The 22538-nt window shown below is 58.5% G+C and carries 21 protein-coding genes; 18 read left to right on the forward strand and 3 right to left on the reverse strand.

What is annotated here, in order from left to right; all coding sequences use genetic code 11:
- The first annotated feature begins 4 nt into the window (after nt 1–4).
- The 5 genes from J5274_RS22615 (at nt 5) to J5274_RS22635 (ending at nt 5655) form a co-directional block, all read left to right on the forward strand.
- Nucleotides 5–811, forward strand: a complete 807-nt coding sequence (locus tag J5274_RS22615) for an inositol monophosphatase family protein (protein ID WP_219275197.1) — start codon at nt 5–7, stop codon at nt 809–811.
- Nucleotides 812–1412: 601 nt separating this feature from the next.
- Nucleotides 1413–2303, forward strand: coding sequence for a LysR family transcriptional regulator (locus J5274_RS22620; protein WP_219275199.1), 891 nt, complete (start codon nt 1413–1415; stop codon nt 2301–2303).
- 189 nt (nt 2304–2492) lie between these two features.
- Nucleotides 2493–3287, forward strand: a complete 795-nt coding sequence (locus J5274_RS22625; RefSeq protein WP_219275201.1) for an SDR family NAD(P)-dependent oxidoreductase — start codon at nt 2493–2495, stop codon at nt 3285–3287.
- 37 nt (nt 3288–3324) lie between these two features.
- Nucleotides 3325–4098, forward strand: coding sequence for an SDR family oxidoreductase (locus J5274_RS22630; RefSeq protein WP_219275203.1), 774 nt, complete (start codon nt 3325–3327; stop codon nt 4096–4098).
- Nucleotides 4099–4581: 483 nt separating this feature from the next.
- Nucleotides 4582–5655, forward strand: coding sequence for a porin (locus J5274_RS22635; RefSeq protein ID WP_219275204.1), 1074 nt, complete (start codon nt 4582–4584; stop codon nt 5653–5655).
- 109 nt (nt 5656–5764) lie between these two features.
- Here the strand turns inward: J5274_RS22635 and J5274_RS22640 are convergent, their stop codons facing one another.
- Nucleotides 5765–6019 (reverse strand): hypothetical protein, encoded by a 255-nt coding sequence (locus J5274_RS22640; protein WP_219275206.1) that lies wholly within the window; start codon nt 6017–6019, stop codon nt 5765–5767.
- Nucleotides 6020–6038: 19 nt separating this feature from the next.
- Between J5274_RS22640 and J5274_RS22645 the strand changes: the two genes are divergently transcribed.
- The 6 genes from J5274_RS22645 (at nt 6039) to J5274_RS22670 (ending at nt 13833) form a co-directional block, all read left to right on the forward strand.
- A complete protein-coding gene (locus J5274_RS22645; RefSeq protein WP_219275208.1) occupies nt 6039–6551 on the forward strand; it encodes an RNA polymerase sigma factor in 513 nt (170 codons plus the stop codon).
- A gap of 49 nt (nt 6552–6600) precedes the next feature.
- Nucleotides 6601–7545, forward strand: a complete 945-nt coding sequence (locus J5274_RS22650; RefSeq protein WP_224128894.1) for a FecR family protein — start codon at nt 6601–6603, stop codon at nt 7543–7545.
- Between the two features lie 92 nt (nt 7546–7637).
- Nucleotides 7638–10103: a TonB-dependent siderophore receptor gene (locus tag J5274_RS22655; protein ID WP_219275211.1), complete on the forward strand. Its 2466-nt coding sequence runs from the start codon at nt 7638–7640 to the stop codon at nt 10101–10103.
- A gap of 6 nt (nt 10104–10109) precedes the next feature.
- The gene (locus tag J5274_RS22660) at nt 10110–10994 is read left to right on the forward strand and encodes an ABC transporter substrate-binding protein (RefSeq protein WP_224128896.1); all 885 of its coding nucleotides are present in this window, start codon (nt 10110–10112) and stop codon (nt 10992–10994) included.
- An 11-nt stretch (nt 10995–11005) separates the two neighbouring features.
- Nucleotides 11006–12970, forward strand: a complete 1965-nt coding sequence (gene fhuB, locus J5274_RS22665; RefSeq protein WP_224128898.1) for a Fe(3+)-hydroxamate ABC transporter permease FhuB — start codon at nt 11006–11008, stop codon at nt 12968–12970.
- A 53-nt stretch (nt 12971–13023) separates the two neighbouring features.
- Entirely contained in the window at nt 13024–13833 is an 810-nt protein-coding gene (locus J5274_RS22670) for an ATP-binding cassette domain-containing protein (protein WP_219275681.1), read from the forward strand.
- 390 nt (nt 13834–14223) lie between these two features.
- Here J5274_RS22670 and J5274_RS22675 read toward each other — a convergent pair whose 3' ends face one another.
- Nucleotides 14224–15153, reverse strand: coding sequence for a LysR family transcriptional regulator (locus J5274_RS22675; protein WP_219275215.1), 930 nt, complete (start codon nt 15151–15153; stop codon nt 14224–14226).
- 145 nt (nt 15154–15298) lie between these two features.
- On the opposite strand from J5274_RS22675, the gene J5274_RS22680 reads away from it, so the two are divergent.
- From J5274_RS22680 to J5274_RS22700, 5 genes are all read left to right on the forward strand, one after another.
- The gene (locus J5274_RS22680; protein WP_307877641.1) at nt 15299–16795 is read left to right on the forward strand and encodes an MFS transporter; all 1497 of its coding nucleotides are present in this window, start codon (nt 15299–15301) and stop codon (nt 16793–16795) included.
- A gap of 285 nt (nt 16796–17080) precedes the next feature.
- Nucleotides 17081–17605 carry an amino acid ABC transporter permease gene (locus J5274_RS22685; RefSeq protein ID WP_224130333.1) on the forward strand — a complete coding sequence of 175 codons (525 nt, stop codon included), beginning with the start codon at nt 17081–17083 and terminating at the stop codon, nt 17603–17605.
- Entirely contained in the window at nt 17562–18335 is a 774-nt protein-coding gene (locus J5274_RS22690) for an amino acid ABC transporter ATP-binding protein (RefSeq protein ID WP_219275216.1), read from the forward strand. The genes J5274_RS22685 and J5274_RS22690 overlap by 44 nt, the downstream gene beginning before the upstream one ends.
- 68 nt (nt 18336–18403) lie before the next feature.
- The gene (locus J5274_RS22695; protein WP_111223089.1) at nt 18404–19483 is read left to right on the forward strand and encodes an IS630 family transposase; all 1080 of its coding nucleotides are present in this window, start codon (nt 18404–18406) and stop codon (nt 19481–19483) included.
- A 5-nt stretch (nt 19484–19488) separates the two neighbouring features.
- A complete protein-coding gene (locus J5274_RS22700) occupies nt 19489–19905 on the forward strand; it encodes a DUF3830 family protein (protein ID WP_219275218.1) in 417 nt (138 codons plus the stop codon).
- A 199-nt stretch (nt 19906–20104) separates the two neighbouring features.
- Here J5274_RS22700 and J5274_RS22705 read toward each other — a convergent pair whose 3' ends face one another.
- A complete protein-coding gene (locus tag J5274_RS22705) occupies nt 20105–20722 on the reverse strand; it encodes a GntR family transcriptional regulator (protein WP_219275219.1) in 618 nt (205 codons plus the stop codon).
- A gap of 178 nt (nt 20723–20900) precedes the next feature.
- On the opposite strand from J5274_RS22705, the gene J5274_RS22710 reads away from it, so the two are divergent.
- Complete coding sequence (locus tag J5274_RS22710) at nt 20901–21554, forward strand: GntR family transcriptional regulator (protein WP_219275220.1); 654 nt, start codon at nt 20901–20903, stop codon at nt 21552–21554.
- A gap of 107 nt (nt 21555–21661) precedes the next feature.
- Entirely contained in the window at nt 21662–22498 is an 837-nt protein-coding gene (locus J5274_RS22715; RefSeq protein WP_219275222.1) for an ABC transporter substrate-binding protein, read from the forward strand.
- The last annotated feature ends 40 nt before the right edge of the window (nt 22499–22538 follow it).

The following is a 22538-nucleotide window of genomic DNA, read 5'->3' on the forward strand; positions in this document are numbered from 1 at the left end:
TTCGATGAAAGAATTTTCGGGGGTGGAGGCATTGATGAAAGCCGTGGCTCTGGCTGAAATCCTTCCTAGGTTCAACCGACTTCGGCCAGAGGAAATCTTCAATAAATCTGAAAATGATTACGCGACATCTGCCGACCGTAAAGCAGAAATGGCACTAGGTTCGGGACTAAAAGCACTCTTAAACGGGTCCGTCTGCCTTGGGGAAGAAGCAGTTCACGAGAATCCTGGGATTATGGCATCATTGGAAGAGGACGCGCCCGTATGGATCATCGATCCTATTGATGGCACTTCCAATTTTATACGCGGAGAAGCGGATTTTTCGATGATGGTTGCCCTTGTCCTAAATAGAAAAACAGTTGGTGGCTGGATTTTTGCACCCATTCTTGGGCTCATGGCTGAAGCGGTCGCCGGAAACGGTGCGCGTTTGAATGGAAAGGAACTGAAAATCACGCCTAATGAGAACGTCGTAGGCCGAATAGTGACAACTCACCCAGCTTACCGCAATGCTGAGGACGATCGCATGCTTGCACCGTTGGACCGCCACCAATCGATGAAGCTGCACGCTCGCGGAGCCGGTTTGGAATACGTCGATCTCGCTAGGAACCTAGCTGACGCTGCAGTCTTTACCTGGCAAAATCCATGGGACCATGCGGCCGGCCTTCTTCTTCATAGGGAAGCGGGAGGCTATAATGCTAGCCTTTCAGGCGAAAGGTTCCGATTATCAGGTGGAAATGATCTGCCTATTATTGCGGCGAGAAGTCATTCCGCTTTCAATAACCTTCGTGAGCTTCTCGCTATAGACCATCGTTAAGTTTCGATTTTTGACTGCCTAGATGAACCTTGGTAAACTCTCGGACACGCTGTAGCGGTCTCCCGCGGACCGATTAGCCTCAGCTACGCATTCTGGAGCTTAACCAGCCAGTTACCGCCACTTTTCATAAAGCGTTGTGTTACGAAGTACATTTTTCAGGAACTTAAGCTATCTGATCAACCCGTCGCCGGTTCGATTCCTTTCAAGGCGACGAATAATGCACTCTCCGACGGGTGGCGCAGGGAGCATCGGATCAACCCCCTTAAGGTCGTCCTCGCCCAGCTCGCCCATTCGCACTGGCCATTTCAAGCAACGAATCCCTGGGCCAAAGCCGCCGCCATGAGCGCTGCCTTACCCTATTCACACTGGGCGGTGTTTTGTTGACGCATAAAAGCTTGAAGCAACCGTCCGCTCTATCGAAACGCGCGATTGATAGCATCGACATACCATCGCATCCTTGCCTCGTCGACGAACCTGCGTGTCTGCAGAGGATTGATGGGTGGCCTCGAACGGATGAGGCTGAGATATTGGGGCCGGTCGTAACGAAACATGCAACAATTTCGGCATAGACACTTCACCGTTTATCACATGGGGCAACAGGATGGACAGGCTTACCGAGCTTGAGGCGTTTCTTGCGGTGGTGGAGACGGGCGGTTTCACGGCAGCCGGTCGCAGAACCGGTGCCTCGCAGTCCGCTGTCAGCAAAGCAATCGGTACACTCGAAAACCGGCTTGGCGTCGCACTTTTCAATCGCAGCACCAGAAACGTCACGCTGACCGATCAGGGGCAAAATTACTTCGATAGGATGAAGCCTCTCATCGAGGAGATCGACGACGCAAACCGCGAGGTCATGGGCAGCGCGGTCGACATGTCGGGATCGATACGCATTGCAGTGCCCACCACGTTCGGTCGACTTCATATCCTGCCCATCGTGCCGGACCTGTTGTCCGAGTATCCCAATCTCCAACTGGACCTTGTCTTGTCGGATCTCACGCGGGACATGGTCGAGGACCGGGTCGATCTGGCGATAAGGGTAGGAGCAGTCGAGGAGCCCGATGCTGTCGTCAGGCGGCTGACAAGGACCCCGCTCGTGTGCGTCGGATCCCGGCAATATTTTGAAAAGCACGGTATCCCCAAACAGCCCGCCGAGCTCGCTCATCACAACTGCCTTGTCTATGCGGGCTTCAAGGAAACGGCAAACTGGCCATTCGTCGGCCCGCAAGGTCGTTTCAGTATATCAGTGCGCGGCAACCTCTCCTCCAACAGCATCGAGACCATCCGCGCCGGCGTGCTTGCCGGCGTCGGGATCGGCATGTTTACCCGGGCGTCTCTCGTCGAGGAGCTATCACATTCTGACGTGGTCACGATACTCGATGACTATGTCCGGGATACCAGGGACATCAGCTTCGTCTGGCCAAAGCGCCGGCTGGTTTCCGCGCGGGTTCGGCGCGTCACCGACTTCCTGGCCGCCTCGCTCGAAGGGCGAGTCTGACGCGGCTCGCTGCCTGCCTTGCCAGCCAACGATTTGGCCTTCCAGTTTCGCCAAACGGTCAAAGTACAAACCGCAAAGTGCCGGAACCTATTCCATTTTCGCATTAATATCATGATGAATTGCGATATTATCGCCATTTTCAACATGCGTTACAAGCAATGATCGTCACAGTTCAGAAAGAATACGATCATGCACATTTCACTTGCAGGCCGCAAAGCGGTCATCACCGGATCCACTGCTGGCATCGGTCGGGCGATCGCCGAGGGCTTGGCGCGGGCCGGCGCATCCGTCGTCATCAATGGCCGCAGCGAGGCGCGGGTGGCAGCCGCGGTGGCGGAGGTGAAGGCGCTCTTCCAGGATGTCGAGATCACTGGCGTCGCTGCCGATCTGGCCACCAAGGAAGGCAGCGCGATTCTTGCTGATCAGGCGCCCGATGCCGACATTCTTGTCAACAATGCAGGCACGGCCAACCCCAAACCGTTCGCCGAACTCACCGACGGCGACTGGTTGGACATGTTTCAGCTCAATGTCATGAGTGGCGTTCGCGCGGCACGCCATTATTTGCCGGGGATGACAAAGCGGGGCTGGGGGCGGGTCGTGTTCATCAGCAGCGAATCCGCACTCGCAATTCCGAAGGATATGATCGACTACGCCATGACCAAGACGGCGCAGCTGGCCATATCCCGAGGTTTGGCCGAGACGGTGGCCGGAACGGGGGTGACGGTCAATTCGGTGCTTCCCGGTCCGACGAATTCAGAAATCATGTCCAACTGGATGGCGGGAACCGCTCGGGAGCAGGGCATTACTCAGAAAGAGGCCGAACAGCAATTCCTGAAGACGCTGCGCCCGACGACGCTCATCAATCGGTTCACCAGCACGGAGGAGGTGGCCAACATGGTCGTCTACCTATGCTCGGAGCAGGCATCCGGCACGACCGGGTCCGCCATGCGCGTCGATGGCGGTGTGCTGAGGCAGATCGCATAGCTCCATCCTAATCTGCAACCGTTGAAGGAGACTTGTCATGACAACAGCACAGCATGAATTGAAGCGTCCACAATCGCCGTCCTACGATCTCACAGGGAAACGCGTGCTCGTGGTCGGCGGCAAAACAGGAATAGGGCTCGGCATCGCTCAGGCAGCCCAAGCAGCGGGCGCGAGCGTCACGGTTGCCAGCCGGCGCTCGGCTCCCGCAGCAGACCATCCGGAGCTAGCGTCTTTCGAGCAGCTGGTGTTGGACATCGGCGATGAGGACGCCGTTCGGGCTGCCTTCGATACCATTGAAAGTCTGGATCATTTGCTCGTCGCCGCGGGTCCGACCGATGGCAGCTGGGGTGCATTCATGGACGAAGACATGCGGGGCGCGCGCAGCTACGGCAACAGCAAGTTTCTCGGCTCCTGGGCATGCGCACGCTATGCTGCTCCAAAACTTACCTCCAACGGCTCTATCACCTTTCTTACAGGCGGGATCGCGGCTCGTTCGAAGATTGGCATGACGAGCGTCACATCGACTTTTGCCGCCGTGGAGGCGTTGGCACGCTCGCTCGCGCTCGAACTCGGCCCGATCAGGGTGAACGCCATTCGGCCCGGATTCATCGATACCGACCTCTGGAACTTCCTTTCCCCGACAGACGCCGCGGACGTCCGCGAGAAGGTGCGCGCGAACTTCCCAGCGCGCCGGATCGGTCATCCAGCCGACGTCGGGCACGCCGCGGTCTTCCTGATGACCAACCCCTACGTTACAGGCACGGTGCTTGAGGTCTCTGGAGGAGAGCAGCTTGTCGATTGGCAGTTCTGAGCTCCACCTGACATCTGACCTGTCCGCAACTCAACATAATTTATTAAATACGAATAAAAAATATGCATCAGTACGGTAGCGCGCAAGCTACATTGAATTCCGGCGAGAAATGAAGAGTGCAAACGGATAAATGCCGGCTTCTGTGAACGCAATTTGGAATTCTTGGCGCAAAAGGCAATCACATCGCGTTGATAAACGGGTGTTTGAATTGGTGACATAGCCAACCGCCATTGTTCTCCTTCGTTAGTAACCAGTGCTGGTGCAATAGGTGCCGTGGCATCTGTGTGCTTTGAGCAACAGAGTGTATCCGTCGTTCAATTCCTACGGCTAAAATGACAACATCGCGATTGCAAGATTAACATAGCAGCATATTTTCTGTCACGGAAGCGGGGGTGGGTCGTCTTCTTAAGACACGGGAATGGGAGGAGAACGCCTTCGGGCTAAATTCCAGACCCGACCGAAACGTTTTTACTGGAGGAAATTATGAACATCAAAAGTCTACTTCTCGGCTCCGCTGCTGCCCTCGCAATGGTGTCCGGTGCTCACGCTGCAGATGCTATCGTTGCTGCTGAGCCGGAACCGCTTGAATACGTTCGCATATGCGATGCATACGGCGCGGGCTATTTTTACATCCCAGGCACGGAAACCTGCCTCAAGATCGGCGGCATGGTTCGTACCGAAGCTTATTTCCATGACCCCTACGTCGTTGGGCAAGGCGTCAAGAACGGCACAGAGTGGCACACGCGCGCTGAATTGAACGTCGATACTGCAACGGACACCGAATACGGTCCGCTAAAGACCGACATGATCTATCGTTTCGACTCGAGCGAGGGTACCAACCAGTCCAAGGTTCTCTGGGCAACCATCAGCCTGGGCGGGTTCATCGTTGGTAAGACCGATTCGCAGTACAACCAGTGGATCGGCTATGCCGGTAACGTCATCAACGATGACGTGATCGGCGATGGACCTTACGAACTCAACCAGCTCAGCTATCTTTACGACAGCGGCACCGGCCTCACTGGCGTTATCTCAGTTGAAGATAGCCAGTCCGGCGCGGGTGCAGTTGATCCAAACAATGGTCGTGATGAGTCGGATCATTATGCCCCTGACGCAGTTGCTGGTATTGGCTATAAGGCTGGCGCGTTCGGCCTGAAGGTTGTTGGCGGGTATGATTCAGTCGTTCAGGAAGGTGCTATCAAAGCGCGCCTCGACGTTGACTTTGGCACATTCAAGGCCTTCCTGATGGGCGCTTGGAATACGGATGGCAGCAAGATCAACCGATACGCCAACGGCGAGTTGGCTGGCGACATCAATGTGTCTACAGGCGATTACACCGTTTGGGGCGGCACGACGGTCCAGATCAACGACAAGCTTGATTGGAACACACAGGTCGCTTACGCGGATAGTCATCTATTCGAAGCCACGACGAACGTGGACTACTTCATTGCCAAGGGCTTCAAGATCAACCCTGAAATCACCTACGTCAAGTTCGACGGCGGCGGCGTCGATCACGGCGATAAGTTCTCGGGCGTACTGCGTTTCCAGCGTACATTCTGACCCAAACTGAGTTAATCATACGGTACAAGCCCGGATTTCGAACCGAGCTTGTACCAGTGTGACCTTCAAAAATCTAGCTGAAGTTCCATAAATAGGCTTTACGCTTCAATCATTTGATATTGTCAGAGAAACGTGCGTTGGCTGATGAGGTCAGCAGTTCAAATCCTATCAAGGCGATGATGTGCACCAGCCGGCGCCAGTTGCTCGCAAGCCGTGTCCAGGCCGCACGTGAGCAGTTGCTGGATCGGGCTGCGGACTCGGCCCGTTCAATGTCGAAGAAGCTGACGGGTGTAAAAACGCAGGCGACGGCAGTATTTAAAAGGTGATAATTATTATCATCTTTTCTCTTGCGCCCGGTTGCCATGCGATGATAGCAGCAATTTATGGACAGCGCGGATCACCCAGACATACTTGGTACCTTCATGGACGTGCGTTCTCGCCTGGCACACGTTATCTACCGTCGAGTGCAATGTTCAGCGACGACGGCGGATCTTCTGCAGGACACATTCCTGCGTTTCTGGGAACGACCGGGCCTGTTGCGCGAGGTTGCCGACCTTGCCAGCTATTTCGTCACGACAGGCCGCAATCTCGCCCTCGACCATCAGCGCCGCAAGAAACTGGCGCCCTTTGTCGACGGCATCGACGGTCTGGAAAGCATATCCGATCCCAGGCAATCCGTTGAAGCGACCACGATCAACCGCCAGGAACTGCGGCGCGTGCAGGCGGCACTCGGGCGCATGCCGCCTCGCGCCAGACAGGTTTTCTTGCTTTCACGCATCGATGGCCTCACCTACGTCGAGATCGGCGATCGTCTCGGCATTTCGCCGAAGACGGTCTTCGGTCACATGGTCGTCGCGCTTGAACGGTTGCGGGCGGAGATGAAGGCACAGGGCTGAATGCTCTCTGCAGCTTTATTTTCTCAGAGCGAGGCGGCGAATGCAGGACATGTCCCGGACAGAAAACTGTCCTGACGAAGATGCGAACGTATCGCGGTGCGCGGCCGAATGGTTTGCGCGGCTTCTCGATGAGAGCGCCACCGCCAACGACCGCGCATCATTCAGGGCTTGGCTGGAGCGCAGCCCCGAGCATGTCAAAGCCTATTCCGAACTCGAGCGTCTGTGGGAGGGGGCTTCGGCACTCCCCGAGGTCCCGGCGCCCTCGTCCATCAAACGCAGGAACCTCCTTAAGTCCGGCGGCGCATTGCTGGTGCTTGCCACGGCTGGGCTCAGTGCCAATGCCTATCTGCGGTCGGTCGCGGCAGACTACCGAACGGGCGTCGGAGAAACTGCCCGTATCACCCTTGCCGACGGTACTGTTGCAGAACTTTCTACCGCCACAGCCATATCGCTGGACTTCACACCCGGGCAACGGCAGGTGCATTTGTTGGAAGGCGAGGCATTCTTCACGGTTGCTCCGGACATGCAGCGACCGTTCGTCGTCGATTGCGGATTGCTGAGAAGTGCGGCGCTGGGGACGCAGTTTTCCGTCGGAATAGAGGAGCGAGGCATCGTCGTGGCGGTAGCCCAGCATTCAGTCAGGGTATCGTCTCCGACGCAGGAGCAGGTTGTCCAGGAGGGACAGTCAGTTCTGTATGCCCGCGACAGAATATCCAGCCCGGTGCGCATGGATGATGGTTCACAGCTTTCGTGGCGTGATGGAAAGCTGGTCTTCATTTCAACACCGTTTGAAAATGTGGTGACCGCACTTTCCAGATGGCGTCACGGCAAGATGATCGTCATGGACAGGGCCTTGGCGCGCCGGCCGGTCAGCATCATCGTCGATGTTCGACGAGCCGGTAGCATACTCGAGAACCTCGAAAACGGCCTTCCCATCCGCATCGCCCGCTACTCTCCCTGGCTGACATTGATCTATCCGCAAGAAAAAAGTTGAAAAACGACCGAGGTTTTTTGCGACCTGATGCGTCCCCTTTTCAGAAGCCCGGAAATGCCCGGGCCGAATTGCGTTTGCAGGGGGCAATGCGAATGACGGAAAATCAAATCGGCGGCAGTCGTCTTCGGCTACTTTGCAGCGTGCTGTTGGTAGCCTGCGTCGGCTTCGCACCGCTTTCCATATCGACAAATGCGGTAGCCGAAAGCGGCAAGAGTTACGCTTTCACAATCAGCGGCCAGCCGCTTTCCGCCGCACTGGTCCGCTATTCCTCCGTAACGGGCATCGACGTCGCGTTCGACGGTAATCTGCCCGCCAATCTGCGCACGAGCGGCATCAGTGGCAATCTCCCCGCCGAAGCCGCGCTGTCGCGCTTGCTGGCCGGGACTGGCCTGACGTACCGTTTCACGACGCCGACGACGGCACTGCTTGTCAATTCAAAGGCAGTCTCTCCGGATGCGGCAGCGGACGGTGACACATCCTTGCAACCCATCGTTCTCAAGGGGGAGCGAGGCCGAGGGCCGGTCGTGGGGTTTGTTGCCACGCAAAGCGCAACGGGCACGAAAACCGACGCCGCGCTCAAAAACACGCCACAGGCAATCAATGTCGTCACACGCGACCAGATGACGGCACAGGGATCGGCCACGCTGACCCAGGCGTTCCGGTATACGCCCGGCGTCATCAGCCAGTTCGGCGACGACAGCCGTTACGACTGGTTCACAATTCGCGGCTTTCGCCCCGGCCGTTATCTCGATGGCCTCCGGCTGCCGTTTGGAGCCAGAGGCTATGCCCAGCCACGTGTCGAGCCCTACAGCCTCGAGCGCGCCGAAGTTCTGAAAGGTCCCGCCTCGGTTCTCTATGGTCAGAGCGAGCCCGGCGGCCTGATCAACATGGTTTCGAAGCGCCCCAGCGCCACTGCGAAGAACGAGGTGGAAACACAGTTCGGCACCGATAATCGCATCCAGACTGCATTCGATCTGAACGGCAACCTCAATGACGACGACAGCCTTCTCTACCGCCTCGTCGGCGTCGGCCGCCTGACCGACACGCAGTATGACTTCGTGAAGGAGAAGAAAGGCTACATCGCGCCATCCTTCACCTTCAAGCCGGACGAGGGTACATCCCTCACGATCTACGGCAGCTACCAGCGGATCGATTCCCCCGGCGGTGGCGGCGCACCGGCACTTCCGGCCAATGGAACGCTCTATACCGGCAAATATCCGGAACTGCCGCGTAGCACATTCCCCGGGGAGCCGGGATACGACCATTACAAAAGCGAGCAGGCCTCGGTGGGCTACGAGCTCGAACACGAACTCGACGAGACCTGGACCGTCCGGCAGAACCTTCGCTATTCCTATGTCAGCACGGACACCCAGCGCGTCCAGCCCTACTGCCCTTCGGCTTGCAACCCTGCGGGCTTCTACCGTTACGCCTGGGCATTTCCGGAAAGCTCTCGAGCCGTCACGGTCGACAACCAGGCCGTGGGACATTTCTCGACCGGAGATCTGGCGCATACGGCCCTTTTCGGTCTCGACTATTCCTACGAAAGCAGCCGGTACGAAGAATCCGCGCTGTCGCCGATCTTTAAACTTTTCAATGGATTTGATCCCGTTTACGGGGCTACCAGCGTTACCCGCCCTGCGATTGCCACCAAGATCAACCAGCAGCGCAGTCAGACCGGACTTTATGCGCAGGACCAGGTCGAGTGGGATCGTTTCGTGTTCTCGCTTGGCGGCCGATACGATTGGGCGAATACCGACACCAGAACCCGCACCAGCGTATCCGACAACGGTATCAACCAGAGGGACGGCCATTTCACCTGGCGCGCCGGCCTTGTCTACAATTTCGACAATGGCATTTCGCCCTATGCCGGCTATTCGACGTCGTTCAATCCTGCCAGTGGCACGGACCGCGCAGGCACGGCATTCGACCCCACCACCGGCGAACAGTTCGAAGTCGGCGTCAAATACCAGCCGGTCGGCCGAAACAGTTTCGTTACCCTCTCGGCCTTCGACCTGACGCAGGACAACGTTCTTTCGCCGGACCCGGAAAATACCAGTTTCAACGTTCAGACCGGCCAGGTCAGGATGCGGGGCATCGAGCTTGAGGGCAAGGCAGAGCTCACCGATGCCTTCTCAGTTCTCGCATCGTATGCCTACACCGACAGCGACATCACCAAGGCCAACGCCAACGCTGCCGGCGTCAGCAACCAGGGCAATCGCTTTGCCTTCGTGCCGCGCCATCAGGCCTCGCTGTGGCTCGACTATACGCTACAGACATCTACAACCTGGGATGGCCTCAGCCTTGGCGGCGGCGCGCGCTATACCGGACAGACATATGGCGACAACGCCAACCTGTTCGACATACCCTCCTACACAGTCTTCGATGCCGCCGTGCGCTATGATTTCGGCAAGGCCAACCCGAAGATGGAGGGCCTGAAGGCATCGCTGAACGTGAGCAACCTGTTCGACCGGAAGTATGTCTCGACCTGCATCGCGGCCACGGGATGCTACTGGGGCGAAGGCCGTAGCGTCTATGCAACCCTCAAATACAGCTGGTAAAAAGCCTTGGCATACCAGTCCGACCACAATAACCACTGGCTGACGCGGCGGCAGTTTGCCGCTGCGTTGACGGCTGCCTTTCTGCCAGCCCAGGCGATGGCGGAACCAACGGCGCCAAGGATCGCGGCGCTGGACTGGGGATGGGCGGAAAGCCTTCTCGCCCTCGAGTTTCCGCCGTTCGCAGTGGCAGAGGCGCCGCTCTACGGCGCCCGCGTCGTCGTGCCGACACTCCCGGATGTGACGATCGACCTCGGCTTGAGGTCGTGGCCCAACATGGAGCTGCTCCGCGCCCTCAAGCCCGACCTGATCCTTTCCCAGGCCGGCTATGGCGCCTCCGCTGCACGCCTCAATGACATTGCTCCAACTCTTGCCATGCCGCTCTACAGCGCCGGGCGCCAGCCATTGAAGGCCGCCGAGACTGGCCTCCGCACAGTCGCCGCGCATATCGGCAGAGACCGGATTGCAGCGGATTACCTGCAGCGCTGCTATGCCCGGCTGGACGCCATAGCGCTGAAGGCAAAGATCTACGACGGACGGCCGCTGCTGATCGTCAAGTTCGCCGACGACAGGCTTGTCGACATCTATGGCGCCGGCGGCCTGTTCGACGATGTGCTGAAACATATCGGCATCGAAAATGCATGGGACGGCCCGACAAACAACTGGGGCTTTGCCACGGCGGGGCTGGAGGCGATTGCCCGATATCCGGATGCACGCGTGATCATCATCGAGCCGGGACCGCCCGGAACATTGCTGCACAGTGCGCTGTGGCAATCCCTGCCGGCGGTGCAGAAGGGCCATGTCGCGATGCTGCCACCCACCTGGGTTTTCGGAGCATTTCCGTCGGCGATGCGATTTGCCGAGGTCATTCAGCAAAGCATCTGCATCGCATGATATCTCCCCTGATGACACCTGCCCGCCTGAGCCTCATAATCGCCTTGGCAGCACTTTTGCTCTACGTCAGTGCAATACTTGGCTATGTTCCGGTTACCGACCTCCAGCATGCGCTCTGGCAGCCAGACCCCGCCTCCTTCGGCGAGGTCTATGTCCACTTCTCGCTTCTGCCGCGGATGATCGTTGCCCTCCTCGCCGGTTCCTCTCTCGCCTTTGCCGGCACGATCTTCCAGCAACTCCTGAAGAACCCGCTCGCCGAACCGTCGACGCTGGGCATCCTCTCAGGCGCGCAGCTCGCCATCACCGTCGTCTCGCTGTTAGCCGTCACCGTATCGGCAAGCGAGCGCGAAATAGCCGGTCTTGCGGGCGGTCTCGCAGCCGTGGCGATTGTTGCCAGCCTTGCGAAGAAGGCGAATTTCGCACCGATGACACTGCTGCTCTGCGGTATGATCATAAGCTTTTCGGCCGGATCGGCCTCCGTCATCCTGGCACTGTTTCATCACGAATATCTGCGGGGCGTATTCATCTGGGGCAGCGGTTCGCTGATCCAGAACGACTATTCCAACGCGGAGGCCCTGTCATTGCGCCTGGTCGTGCTCATCCCGGCGTTGCTGCTTTTCTATCGACCGCTTGCTGTCGCCGGCGTCGACGATGCGAATGCCCGCAGTCTCGGCATTTCGTCCGGTACTCTACGCGCAGCGGTACTCTTGATTGCTACCATTCTCTCAGCTGTCGTCGTCGCCCGGGTGGGCGTCATCGCATTTGTGGGCCTCGCCGCAACCAGCGTCGCGCGGATTGCAGGCGCGAGGACCTTCCGGCAGCGGCTATTCTGGGGGTCGCTGATGGGTGCCCTGCTTCTGGCTCTGGCCGATGGCATAGTTCTTGTCAGCGCTCCATTTGTTGGAGAGGTCCCGACAGGCACGGTGACAGCCATCACCGGTGCTATCCTGATGCTCTTCCTTCTCAAGGGTGTGCCGCACTCCATGGACGAGGTGACCCCGGCGGAAAGCATCCATGCGCAGCCTTTGTTATCGAGCCGTTTCCTCATACCTGCCTGCCTCGTCATCGCCGTGACGATCGCAATCTTTTCGCTGACCGAGCAAATCTTCACACACGGCATCGATCCGACGGTTCTCTTCGCAGGGCGATGGCCACGTGTTCTCACCTCCGCCAGCGCAGGCGCCATGCTTGCCCTTGCAGGCGCCGTAATCCAGGTCACGACGCGCAATCCGATGGCAAGCCCCGAGGGCCTCGGGGTCAGCGCCGGCGCGGGGCTGGGGATCATCGCCGCGTTTTTCCTCGACGGCATGGCATCACCACTGGTGCCGCTCGCAGGGGGTATCGTTGGCGCAATGCTGTCATTCGCCCTCGTGCTGGCGGTTGCACGGCAAAGGAACTATGCGCCGGGACCGGTCCTGCTAGCTGGCATCGCCGTCGGCGCACTCGCCAGCGCCATCATTTCCTTCATCGTTGCCAGCGGCGATCCGCGTGCAAGTTACATCCTCGCCTGGACCATGGGGCCAACCTTTCGCGCCACGGGCATTGTCGCACTGATCGCCGCCGGTTTTGCCATCGTCGGGCTGGCCTTGGCACCGCTCTTTCGCCGCTGGCTGGAAGTCCTGCCACTCGGCGATGGCGCGGCACGCTCTTTCGGCATTAATCCGGGCCGGTCGCGCGCCGTTCTGTTGCTGTTCGTCGCCACGTTGACGGGTGCAGCGACGATGATGGTGGGGCCTTTAAGCTTCATCGGACTGATGGCGCCGCACATGGCGCGGATGGCCGGCGTACGTGGCCAGATCCACTTGCTTCTGACGGCGAGCGCGATAGGCGCAACGCTGATGGTGGCGGCTGACTGGCTGGGTCGATCTGCCGACTTCCCTTATGAAATCCCGGCAGGCGTGATGGCGGCGTTCATCGGCGGACCATACTTCCTGTGGGTCATCCGTGGGCAGGGCAGAGCCGCGTCCCGTTCATGAAAAAAGAGGAATACGTGATGATTGACGGACGCGAAGATCATGGGAGCGATGCGATGTCGGCGGCACCGTTCCTTGCCCGTGCGGGAACCTCCGCCTTGTTCACGCTCGATCGCGCCGGTTTCTTCATCGATAAGCGCCCCCTGCTGGAACCATTGACGATAGATATGCCAACCCGTCGTTTGATTGGCCTGATCGGCCATAACGGCTCTGGCAAATCGACCTTGCTGAAGCTGCTGGCGCGCCAGCAGGCGGCGTCGACGGGCACAATTTGCTTTGAAGGCAAGAGCCTGAAGGAATGGGCAGACCGGCCGTTTGCCCGCAAGGTAGCCTATCTCCCGCAACAAACACCGAACGCCTCCGGCATGCTTGTCAGCGAACTGGTGGCGCTCGGGCGCTATCCTTGGCACGGCGCCCTGGGCCGCTTTGGACAGCACGACCGCTGCATGGTGGAAGAGGCGATGGAGTTGGCCGATGTTGCCATCTACCGCGACCGCCTCGTCGATACACTTTCGGGCGGGGAGCGGCAGCGTGCCTGGCTCGCCATGCTGGTCGCGCAGGAGACCGAATGCCTGCTTCTGGACGAACCGATCTCGGCGCTCGACGTCGCGCACCAGATCGAAGTGCTCTCGCTCGTTCGACGGCTCGCAGAGCAGCGTGGACTGGGTGTCGTCATGGTTCTCCATGACGTCAACATGGCAGCCCGCTTTTGCGACGAGATTCTGGCCCTTCATTCAGGGCGGCTCATCGCACGCGGTACGCCCGAAGAAATCGTGGTGCCAACCCAACTACAGGCCATTTACGGTATCGAAATGGGGGTAATGCGCCATCCCGACACCGGCATTCCACTTGCCTACGTCCGATAAGCAATTTTCTGACGCCTGGCCCGGAAATCACGGCTCTGCGTGCAGGCGGCTGTATGCACACACAATGAAGCATTCGGCTTGATGCAATTAGGTTAACATAGTCCCGGCAGCCTAATCGGCTTTCGACGGAATTTTCAAGTCATTAAATTCGTTCGGGAAAAGCAGGTTCTTTGCGGGATCAGTGGTTCACACTTCTTCAAGGCGATAATCTTGCAACGTAGCGCCCGAGTATCACGGTCTTTCAAAGGCAATCTCCCGGTCAAGGGCTATAGCGCCTTTGCCGGCCCGCAAACCGGCACCCCTCACCGAAGGTGTCGGCCTTTGTATCCTTTATGGCCGACAACCTCTTGCGCGATCCGCACAGGTGAGGGGGGTCTCGGCAACTTCGCGCTACGGCTCAGGGCTTTGCGGTACAGGTGGCAGCTGACATTCGCTTGAAAACAGCCGCGCACTGATGAAATCGACGAACACCCGGACTTTGGGCGACAGATGCCGGCTCGAGGGCCAGATCAGGTTGAACTGGCCGGGCAGATCGAGGTGATCGACCAACAGCGGCACCAGTTCGCCCGTCTTCAGAGACGCTGCCGCCAGAAAATCGGGCATACAGCCGATGCCCAGGCCGCGCAGCACCGCGCCACGCAAGGCCTCCATGTTGTTGCAGGTCAGAATATGGCGGATCCGGACCTCCGGCTCGTCCGCAGGAAGAACGAGCGGCCACTCCTGAACCTTCCCGCTATTGGGAAAGCGAAATCCGATCCCGACATGGGATGAGAGATCTCGCGGGCATGTCGGTGTACCCTCTCGCTCCAGATAGGCGGGGGACGCACAAAGGAGCAGCCGGAACGGCCGCAACGCGCGCATCATGATGCGGCTATCGGGCATCTGTCCACTTCGGATGGCGACATCGACGCCCTCGTCGATCAGATCGACGATGCGGTCGTTGAAATCCAGATCGAGTTCGATCTCCGGGTAAAGCTGCAGGAATTCGGAAAGCACCGGCAAGAGCAGATGATAGGCGACGATCGGAGCACTGACCCTGACGCGTCCGCGCGGGGTTCCCCGGGTTTGCAGGAGCGTCTCCTGCGCATCGTCGAGATCGTCGAGAATGCCACGGCATCGCTCGTGAAACGCCCGACCTTCCTCCGTCAGACGCAGGCTGCGGGTCGAACGTTGCAACAGTCTGATGCCAAGCTGGCTTTCGAGCTTTGTCACGGCTTTGCCAACGGCAGACGGCGACAGGCCGAGCACGCGCCCGGCGGCAACGAAACTGCCGAGATCGGCCGTGCGAACGAAGGCCATCAGGCCAGATAGTCCGTCCATGGGAAGAGGTCTAGTTCAATCCATTCGAGCGTAATGCTCCGTTATGAATGGAAGTGCGGCGATATTCCTCCGCATTCAAGCACAGATATACTGAGATGGAAACAGGCAGCCGTCCTTGCGGCTGTTTCCAGCTTCAGGAGCAATCATGTCCCCGCATTCCAAACCATCTGAGCGAGCCGCGAAATGGCTCGCGCTGCTCGCGGTGTGCCTTGCCGCTGCCGCCATGCCTTTGACATTCACAGGCACGGCGGTGGCACTGCCCTCCATTGGCCGGGTGCTGGGTGGCAGCCCCGTTGCGATCGCCTGGGTGACCAACGCCTTCATGCTCACCTTCGGATCGACCCTGATGGCGGCGGGAGCGCTGGCGGACAGCTATGGCCGCAAGCGGATCTTTCTGACCGGGACTGGATTGTTTGCAGTGTTCTCGCTGGCGCTTGTCGCAGCACCTGACATCCTGCTGTTCGACCTGCTGCGCGCGGCTCAGGGGCTTGCGGCGGCAGCGGCCTTTTCGGGTGGAATGGCGGCGCTGGCGCAGGAATTCGACGGTCCCGCACGGCTTCGCGCCTTCAGCATTGTCGGCACCAGTTTCGGCGTCGGCCTGTCGCTCGGCCCGGTCGCGTCAGGCTTGATGATCGAGGCCTTCGGCTGGCGCAGCATCTTTGTGGCTGTGGTGATCTTCGCCGTTCTCGCCTTTGCTCTCGGTTGGCGTACGCTGAAGGAAAGCCGGGACCCGGATGCAAGTGGCCTCGACTGGGGCGGTGCGCTGACCTTCACGGCGGCACTCGGTCTCTTCACCTATGGTCTTCTGCTTGCGCCCGATCTCGGTTGGGGCGATGGCAGGGTCGTCGGGCTGCTTATCGGCGCCGCGCTGTTCCTCATCCTGTTTGTCGTGATTCAACGTCGGGTCTGCCGACCAATGCTTGACCTCTCCCTGTTCGCCTATCCACGCTTCGTTGGCGTGCAATTGCTGGCGGCTGCTCCCGCCTATGGCTTCGTCGTGTTGCTGATCCTGCTTCCGGCACGCTTCATCGGTATTGAGGGCATGCGTGAGGTTGCGGCCGGAACATTGATGATTGCGCTCTCTGCGCCTCTGCTGATCCTGCCCGTTGCGGCCGGACTGCTGACACGCTGGTTCCACCCAGCGACGCTCTGCGGCACGGGGCTGCTGATTTCGGCAGGCGGTCTGTTCTGGCTCGGGCAGATCCCGGTCGGGACACCTGTCTGGACGACAGCCTTGCCAATGCTTGTGATAGGTACGGGCATCAGCCTGCCATGGGGACTGATGGACGGGCTGGCGGTCAGCGTGGTGCCGAAAGAACGCGCCGGCATGGCAACCGGCATCTTCAGCACCACACGTGTGGCAGGTGAGGGCGTGGCCCTTGCGGTCGTCGGCGCGATCCTCTCGCTGCTGATTGCTGGCAGGATGCATGGGCTAGCCGAGCGCGGCAGTATCGTCGTTTCCGCCCAGAGGCTCGCCGCCGGTGATGTTGTCATGGCGGCCAGCGCCATGCCCGGTACGGAGCGGGCAGTGCTTGGTATCGATTTATTCGGATGCGTTCAGCGATCTTCTTCTTCTGCTGGCCGCAATCACCCTTCTTACGGCGCTCGTGGTGTTCCTGTTTCTGAAGACAGAGGCGCATGACGCGCTCAAACCTCAGGTCGATGGCGCGGTGTAGTTGTTATTGAGGAGATCATCGCATCGTCACGCTCGTTTCGCTGTGGAGTGCCAGAAGGTATGTGGCGATATTGCTTTTGAGCCGACCGATGGAACGGCTCGACCGGCAGCCTTGACAGCGAGGTCAAGGCATTGCGTCACGCGTGAGCGGGATAGGCGCCGGCTCATGCTTTCGGAAAGACATAGGCATTCGGCCGACGATCTCTCAGATCTTGGAACCATCGCTTCAATGGTCGGTCGGTTTTCAAGGCCTTGGCCTTCATCTACGTCGAGGTATTCCGGCGCGTACCTTTCCTGGTGACGCTGCTGATGTTCTTCTTCGGTGCGCAGGTGATCGGACTGGATCTGTCGCCGCTTGCCATCACCGTGATCAGCACCTCGGTCATTTCCACTGCCTTCGTCGCCGAGATTATCCGCGCAGCTCTTGCCGCCGTCAGCCCGAGCCAGTTGGAAACGGCCGCGGTGATGAACTTTTCGCCGTGGCAAATTCTCTACCATGTCCGCTGGCCGCAGGCGTGGCCACTGATACTGCCGCCGGTCTTCGGGTATTTCGTGCTGTTTATCAAGGACACTGCGCTAGCCTCACAGATCGGCGTCCTCGAGCTGACCCAGGCCGGCAAAATTCTCAATACCAAGGGTTTTTCGGCTCTGCTGGTCTTCACGACCATCCTGGTTCTGTATTTTCTGATTTCCTATCCCTTGGCTCGGCTAGGGACTTATCTGGAGAGCTATATTGGCGCATCTCGACATTCGCGGTCTCGCAGCCCGTTACGCTGATCTCACCGTTCTGGACGGTATAGACCTGACGGTGGAGCGCGGCGAGATCGTCAGCTTGATCGGACCATCTGGGTCCGGGAAAAGCACGCTCTTGCGCGTCATCACGGGTTTGCTCAAGCCGGTGCGAGGCGACATAATTCTCGATGGCGAGAGGATAGACTACGCAAATCGGCGCTCGCTCCAGGCTGCGCGCGAAAAGCTGGCGATTGTTTTTCAGCAATACAATCTTTTCGGCAACATGACCGTGCTCGGCAATGTCATGATTGCGCCGGCAAAAATCCGCAAGCGCGACAAACGCGAGGTCGAGGCCGAAGCTAAGATCTGGCTCGACAAGGTTGGTCTCGGCGACAAGCTGAACGCCTATCCGGACGAGCTTTCGGGCGGCCAGCAGCAACGTGTGGCGCTGGCGCGCGCTCTTTGCCTCAAACCGGAAATTTTGCTGCTCGACGAAGTCACGTCCGCGCTTGATCCCGAGCGGGTGAGCGCGGTGCTCGACACGATCAAGCTCATCGCTTCCGAAAACATCACCCTGCTGATCGTCTCGCACGAAATGAGTTTCGTGCGAGAGGTATCCGATCGTGTGGTCTTCATGGCAAACGGCCGGGTTCAGGAAATAGGGCCTCCAAAGCAGATATTCGACGCGCCTCAAGTTCAGCGCACCCGCGACTTTATCGGTAAAATTGCACGGCCCGCACCTATCGATTTTATTGCCCCATCCATGGAGATCTAGTGGTTACCGCCTGACATAAGAGTCCTGTATGGGATTCCATTTGCTGGGTTGGCATGCGAGTCTGGCGCATGCGCACAGGAATATCGTTCACCGTTTCGCCAACAGATCACCAACGCCTGATGGCCTTGACCAGGGATCGCAATGCGCCCCAAAAGCACGTCTGGCGGGCCGAGATCATCCTGCTGAGTGCCGATGGCGTCGGAACTGTCGAGATTATGCGCCAGACCGGCAAATCGAAGACCTGCGTATGGCGCTGGCAAGAGCGCTTCGCCACAGAAGGCGTCGAGGGTCTCCTGCGCGACAAGACGCGGCCGTCGCGTATTGTGCGGCTCGGACCCGATGTCGCCGAGCGTGTGGTGGCCCTGACGCTGGCTGATCCGCCGGGCGAGACGACGCACTGGACGGCCGACATGATGGCGACGGCCGCCGGCATCAGCGCCAGCGCAGTCAGGCGTATCTGGAAAGCGCATGGCCTCGCACCTCATCGGTGGCGGCAGTTCAAATTGTCCAACGACCCGAAATTCGTCGACAAGCTGCGAGACGTTGTCGGCCTCTATGTTGATCCGCCAGCCCACGCCGTCGTGTTGTCGGTCGATGAGAAAAGCCAAATCCAGGCGCTCGACCGCACCCAGCCGGGCCTGCCGATGAAGAAGGGTCGGCTCGGCACCATGACCCACGACTACAAGCGGCACGGCACAACCACGCTGTTTGCCGCCCTCAACGTGCTCGACGGCACCGTCATCGGCCGCAACATGCAGCGTCATCGTCATCAGGAGTTCATCCGCTTCCTCAACGCCATTAACGCCCAGGTGCCGGACGACAAGGCCGTCCACGTCATCCTCGACAACTATGCTGCCCACAAGCATCCCAAGGTGAGAGCCTGGCTCGACCGTCACGAGCGTTTCACCTTCCACTTCACTCCGACTTCAAGCTCATGGCTCAACGCGGTGGAGGGTTTCTTCGCCAGGCTGTCGAAGCGGCGTCTGAAACGCGGCGTTTTCCATTCCGTCGTCGATCTCCAGGCCGCCATCAACCGTTTCCTCGTTGAGCACAACAAAAAGCCAAAGCCCTTCACTTGGACCGCCGATCCCGACAAAATCATCGCCGCCGTTAAACGCGGGCACCAAGCGTTAGATTCCATCCACTAGATATAATGAGACTAAAGATAACTGCTGGAACCTATGTGTTCAGTGCTGTGCTTGAGACCGAACGAGCCCCCGAGACATCGAAAGCGTTTCTGGAGCGCATGCCCTACGAAGGGAAGATCGTCCATGTGCGCTGGTCCGGCGAGGGCGTCTGGATACCACTTGGGGACTTCAATTTCGGAGTTGGCTATGAAAACCATACAAGTCACCCGGCGCCAGGCCATGTTATTCTCTACCCCGGCGGTATCAGTGAAACCGAAATACTAATCGCCTACGGCGGCGTGGCATTTTCTTCGAAGGTCGGTCAGCTTGCAGGCAACCACTTCATAACAATCACGTCGAACCTCGATAAGCTGTATGAGCTTGGCCGCAAGACTCTGTGGGAAGGCGCGCAGCCTATTACTTTCGAAGTGGTAGAGGATTAAAACGGCGATTTATCGGTGTTGGATAGCAAAGGGTCAGCTGGAGCGCTCGCTAAGTACTTGCCTTTATGACGTTCTCATCCTAACCGGTGGGAACGTCCGGCACCTCCGTAGAGAAATTTAGCACCGCTAAACTTCTGAGAGCGCCCTCTATTTGGTGATCTCACGCTCTTATCCCAGCAAAAAGCAAACCAATCCAAGGTCAGATTTCCGTCGATTGCAGATGTCTTCGAGCGAACTCTATCAGGCTGACGATGTGGCCAGCCACCGCATCCCGGGTAGATTTCTCATCTCCAAGCTCGATCGCTTCGATTATGACGAGATGTTCGGTCGAATCCGGCCGGAGGCGGTCCTTTAGCCGATCGATTTCGAACAACCGCGTCGTCGCCCGAAGTTCCCGCAGGACCTTTGCCATCACCGCATTGCCGCAATTGTCGATGATCATGTTGTGAAGGTTGTCGTCTGAGAACCAGTGCTGATCGGTATGATAGGCGGTGGCCCCAAGCAGTTCATGAACTTCTCTCCTGACTGTTATGAGTTGGCGACGGGGGATCGCTTTTATGGACAAGACTGCGGCTTCGGGTTCGATGAGCAGGCGAAGCCTCAGGCTTTGCAAATACTCGCCGATGTCCACATGACGAACTACGTAGTTCCGGCCATTGCCCTTGCGAACGAGACCTTCGCCCTCAAGGCGTTGAAGGGCTTCCCGCAAGGGAGTTCTCGAGATGCCAAGTGTCTCGGCAAGCCGAGCTTCCACGATGACATGGCCCCCCTTCAGCCTGCGATGCCTAATCATGTCGGATATGGCCTTGTAGGCCATGGATGCGAGATTATGCGCGCTCTTGTCTGGGGCGGTCTCCACCCGCCCGCCTGAAACGTTTGTCACAGTCCTGTCAATCTCCAATCCGCTTCCGCCCGATCTCTCGTGCGACGCGCCACTTCCTTCAAGATGGCTCTTGTTGCATATGATAACCGATATCGAAAAGGGACCAACATAATTGCCTCGTGACAATGAACTTGATGAGCAGGTCGATACCAGTCTTGCGGATAATACATACCGCAGCGTGCTGGCGGACATTCTTGCCGCCAGACTTGTCGGCGGATCGGTCGTGCAACAACGAAGACTGGCTGTGCAGCACTCGGTTTCACGGTCGCCAATGCGCCATGCACTGGGGAGACTGGAAGGCGAGGGGCTCCTTGTTCGCGACGAAAAGGGAGTTCTGTCTGTTCGGGTGATCAGCCTCAAAGACTATCTCGACAGCTTGGCGATGCGCGCCCTTCTTGAGCCGACAGCCGCTGTCCAGGCGGCTCTGCACGGTCGTCGAGATCGCGTTGAATCGCTCTCCGCCATGCTAGACGCGATCGAAGCAAATGCCGATCCTGACCCCGAAATCGTATGGCAATTCGATGATGCACTGCACGGTTACATCGCTACTGAGAGCGGTAATACATTTATGTCCGCCGCCATCGCGGAGATGCGGCGCTATACGACCATTTTCGAAAGGCAGATGGCCGTGGTTCGGGCGAAGCCCGGCGTCGGCGAGCACCGCGCAATACTCGAAGCCCTTACCAAGGGCGACGGCGATGCAGCCCGGCTGGCGATGATCAATCATCTCGAGGTGGTCAGGCAAGGCGTTCTCTCGAATTACTGAATGATCGGAACATCGCGCTTGCATCGCCAAAATTTTTTTGTATAAAAGTGGGATCCCATATGAATGCAAGCCTGGGAACCAAAGATAACAAAACTCCAGAGGACAATATGCTCCATTCTCACATCAAGCGCTGCATTCTTGCGGCATCCGTTCTTTCGATCACCGCATCGATCGCGTTCGCGCAATCCTGCCAGCCCAAGGTCGCCGCAGGTGAGCTGCTAAAGCCGGGCACGCTTGTCATGTCGACCAACCCAACGCTGCCGCCACTCCAGTTCATCGATTCCACCGGCGACCTCAAGGGGATGCGCATCGAGCTGGGCACCGAAATCGCAAAGCGTCTCTGCCTCCAGCCCGAATATGTCCGGATCGAGTTTTCCGCGATGGTTCCCGGCCTGCAGGCCGGCCGCTGGGACATGATCAATACCGGGATCTTCTTCACGGACGAGCGAACCAAGATCATGCAGATGATCCCTTACGAAGATCAGGCGATCAGCGTCTCTGTAGCGCCGGGTTCCGACAAGAAGGTCACGACAAAGGACGATCTCGCTGGCATGACTGTCGGCGTCGAAATCGGTGGGTTTGAAGAAACCAAGACCCATGCGCTCGACAAGGAGCTTCGTGATGCAGGCAAGAAAGGTCTCACGATCCAGACCTTCGACAACTTCGCATTGGCCTATCAAGCTTTGCGCGCTGGCCAAGTCCAGGGAGTCGTGTCGATCGACGCGGTCGCCAAGGACTATGACTCCCGTGGTGATTTCAAGCGCGCGATCAGCGGCCTATACCCAGCTCCGGTCGCATTGGCATTCAAAAGCCCCACCCTTGCCGACGCCGTCTCCGCAACGCTGAAGGAAATGAAGACCGACGGCTCGCTGAAGACCCTCTTCGACAAGTACGGCTTGCCGATGGTCTCAAGCGACTATTCCGTAAAGGGTCCTGGTCGCTGATCCAACGCGCGATTTGGTTTAAGAACGGGATGGCTCTTCC

The organism is Rhizobium sp. L51/94 (genome assembly GCF_019355555.1).
GTDB classification, from domain to species: Bacteria; Pseudomonadota; Alphaproteobacteria; order Rhizobiales; family Rhizobiaceae; genus Rhizobium; species Rhizobium rhododendri.

Coding starts and splice junctions, on each gene's coding strand:
- J5274_RS22675 (WP_219275215.1), bottom strand. CDS start 15,153: ATGGACGGACTATCTGGCCTGATGGCCTTCGTTCGCACGGCCGATCTC.
- J5274_RS22705 (WP_219275219.1), bottom strand. CDS start 20,722: ATGGCCTACAAGGCCATATCCGACATGATTAGGCATCGCAGGCTGAAG.
- J5274_RS22625 (WP_219275201.1), top strand. CDS start 2,493: ATGCACATTTCACTTGCAGGCCGCAAAGCGGTCATCACCGGATCCACT.
- fhuB (WP_224128898.1), top strand. CDS start 11,006: ATGACACCTGCCCGCCTGAGCCTCATAATCGCCTTGGCAGCACTTTTG.
- J5274_RS22680 (WP_307877641.1), top strand. CDS start 15,299: ATGTCCCCGCATTCCAAACCATCTGAGCGAGCCGCGAAATGGCTCGCG.
- J5274_RS22670 (WP_219275681.1), top strand. CDS start 13,024: ATGTCGGCGGCACCGTTCCTTGCCCGTGCGGGAACCTCCGCCTTGTTC.
- J5274_RS22655 (WP_219275211.1), top strand. CDS start 7,638: ATGACGGAAAATCAAATCGGCGGCAGTCGTCTTCGGCTACTTTGCAGC.
- J5274_RS22615 (WP_219275197.1), top strand. CDS start 5: ATGAAAGAATTTTCGGGGGTGGAGGCATTGATGAAAGCCGTGGCTCTG.
- J5274_RS22635 (WP_219275204.1), top strand. CDS start 4,582: ATGAACATCAAAAGTCTACTTCTCGGCTCCGCTGCTGCCCTCGCAATG.
- J5274_RS22715 (WP_219275222.1), top strand. CDS start 21,662: ATGCTCCATTCTCACATCAAGCGCTGCATTCTTGCGGCATCCGTTCTT.
- J5274_RS22620 (WP_219275199.1), top strand. CDS start 1,413: ATGGACAGGCTTACCGAGCTTGAGGCGTTTCTTGCGGTGGTGGAGACG.
- J5274_RS22630 (WP_219275203.1), top strand. CDS start 3,325: ATGACAACAGCACAGCATGAATTGAAGCGTCCACAATCGCCGTCCTAC.
- J5274_RS22700 (WP_219275218.1), top strand. CDS start 19,489: ATGAGACTAAAGATAACTGCTGGAACCTATGTGTTCAGTGCTGTGCTT.
- J5274_RS22650 (WP_224128894.1), top strand. CDS start 6,601: ATGTCCCGGACAGAAAACTGTCCTGACGAAGATGCGAACGTATCGCGG.
- J5274_RS22640 (WP_219275206.1), bottom strand. CDS start 6,019: ATGGCAACCGGGCGCAAGAGAAAAGATGATAATAATTATCACCTTTTA.
- J5274_RS22645 (WP_219275208.1), top strand. CDS start 6,039: ATGGACAGCGCGGATCACCCAGACATACTTGGTACCTTCATGGACGTG.
- J5274_RS22695 (WP_111223089.1), top strand. CDS start 18,404: ATGCGCACAGGAATATCGTTCACCGTTTCGCCAACAGATCACCAACGC.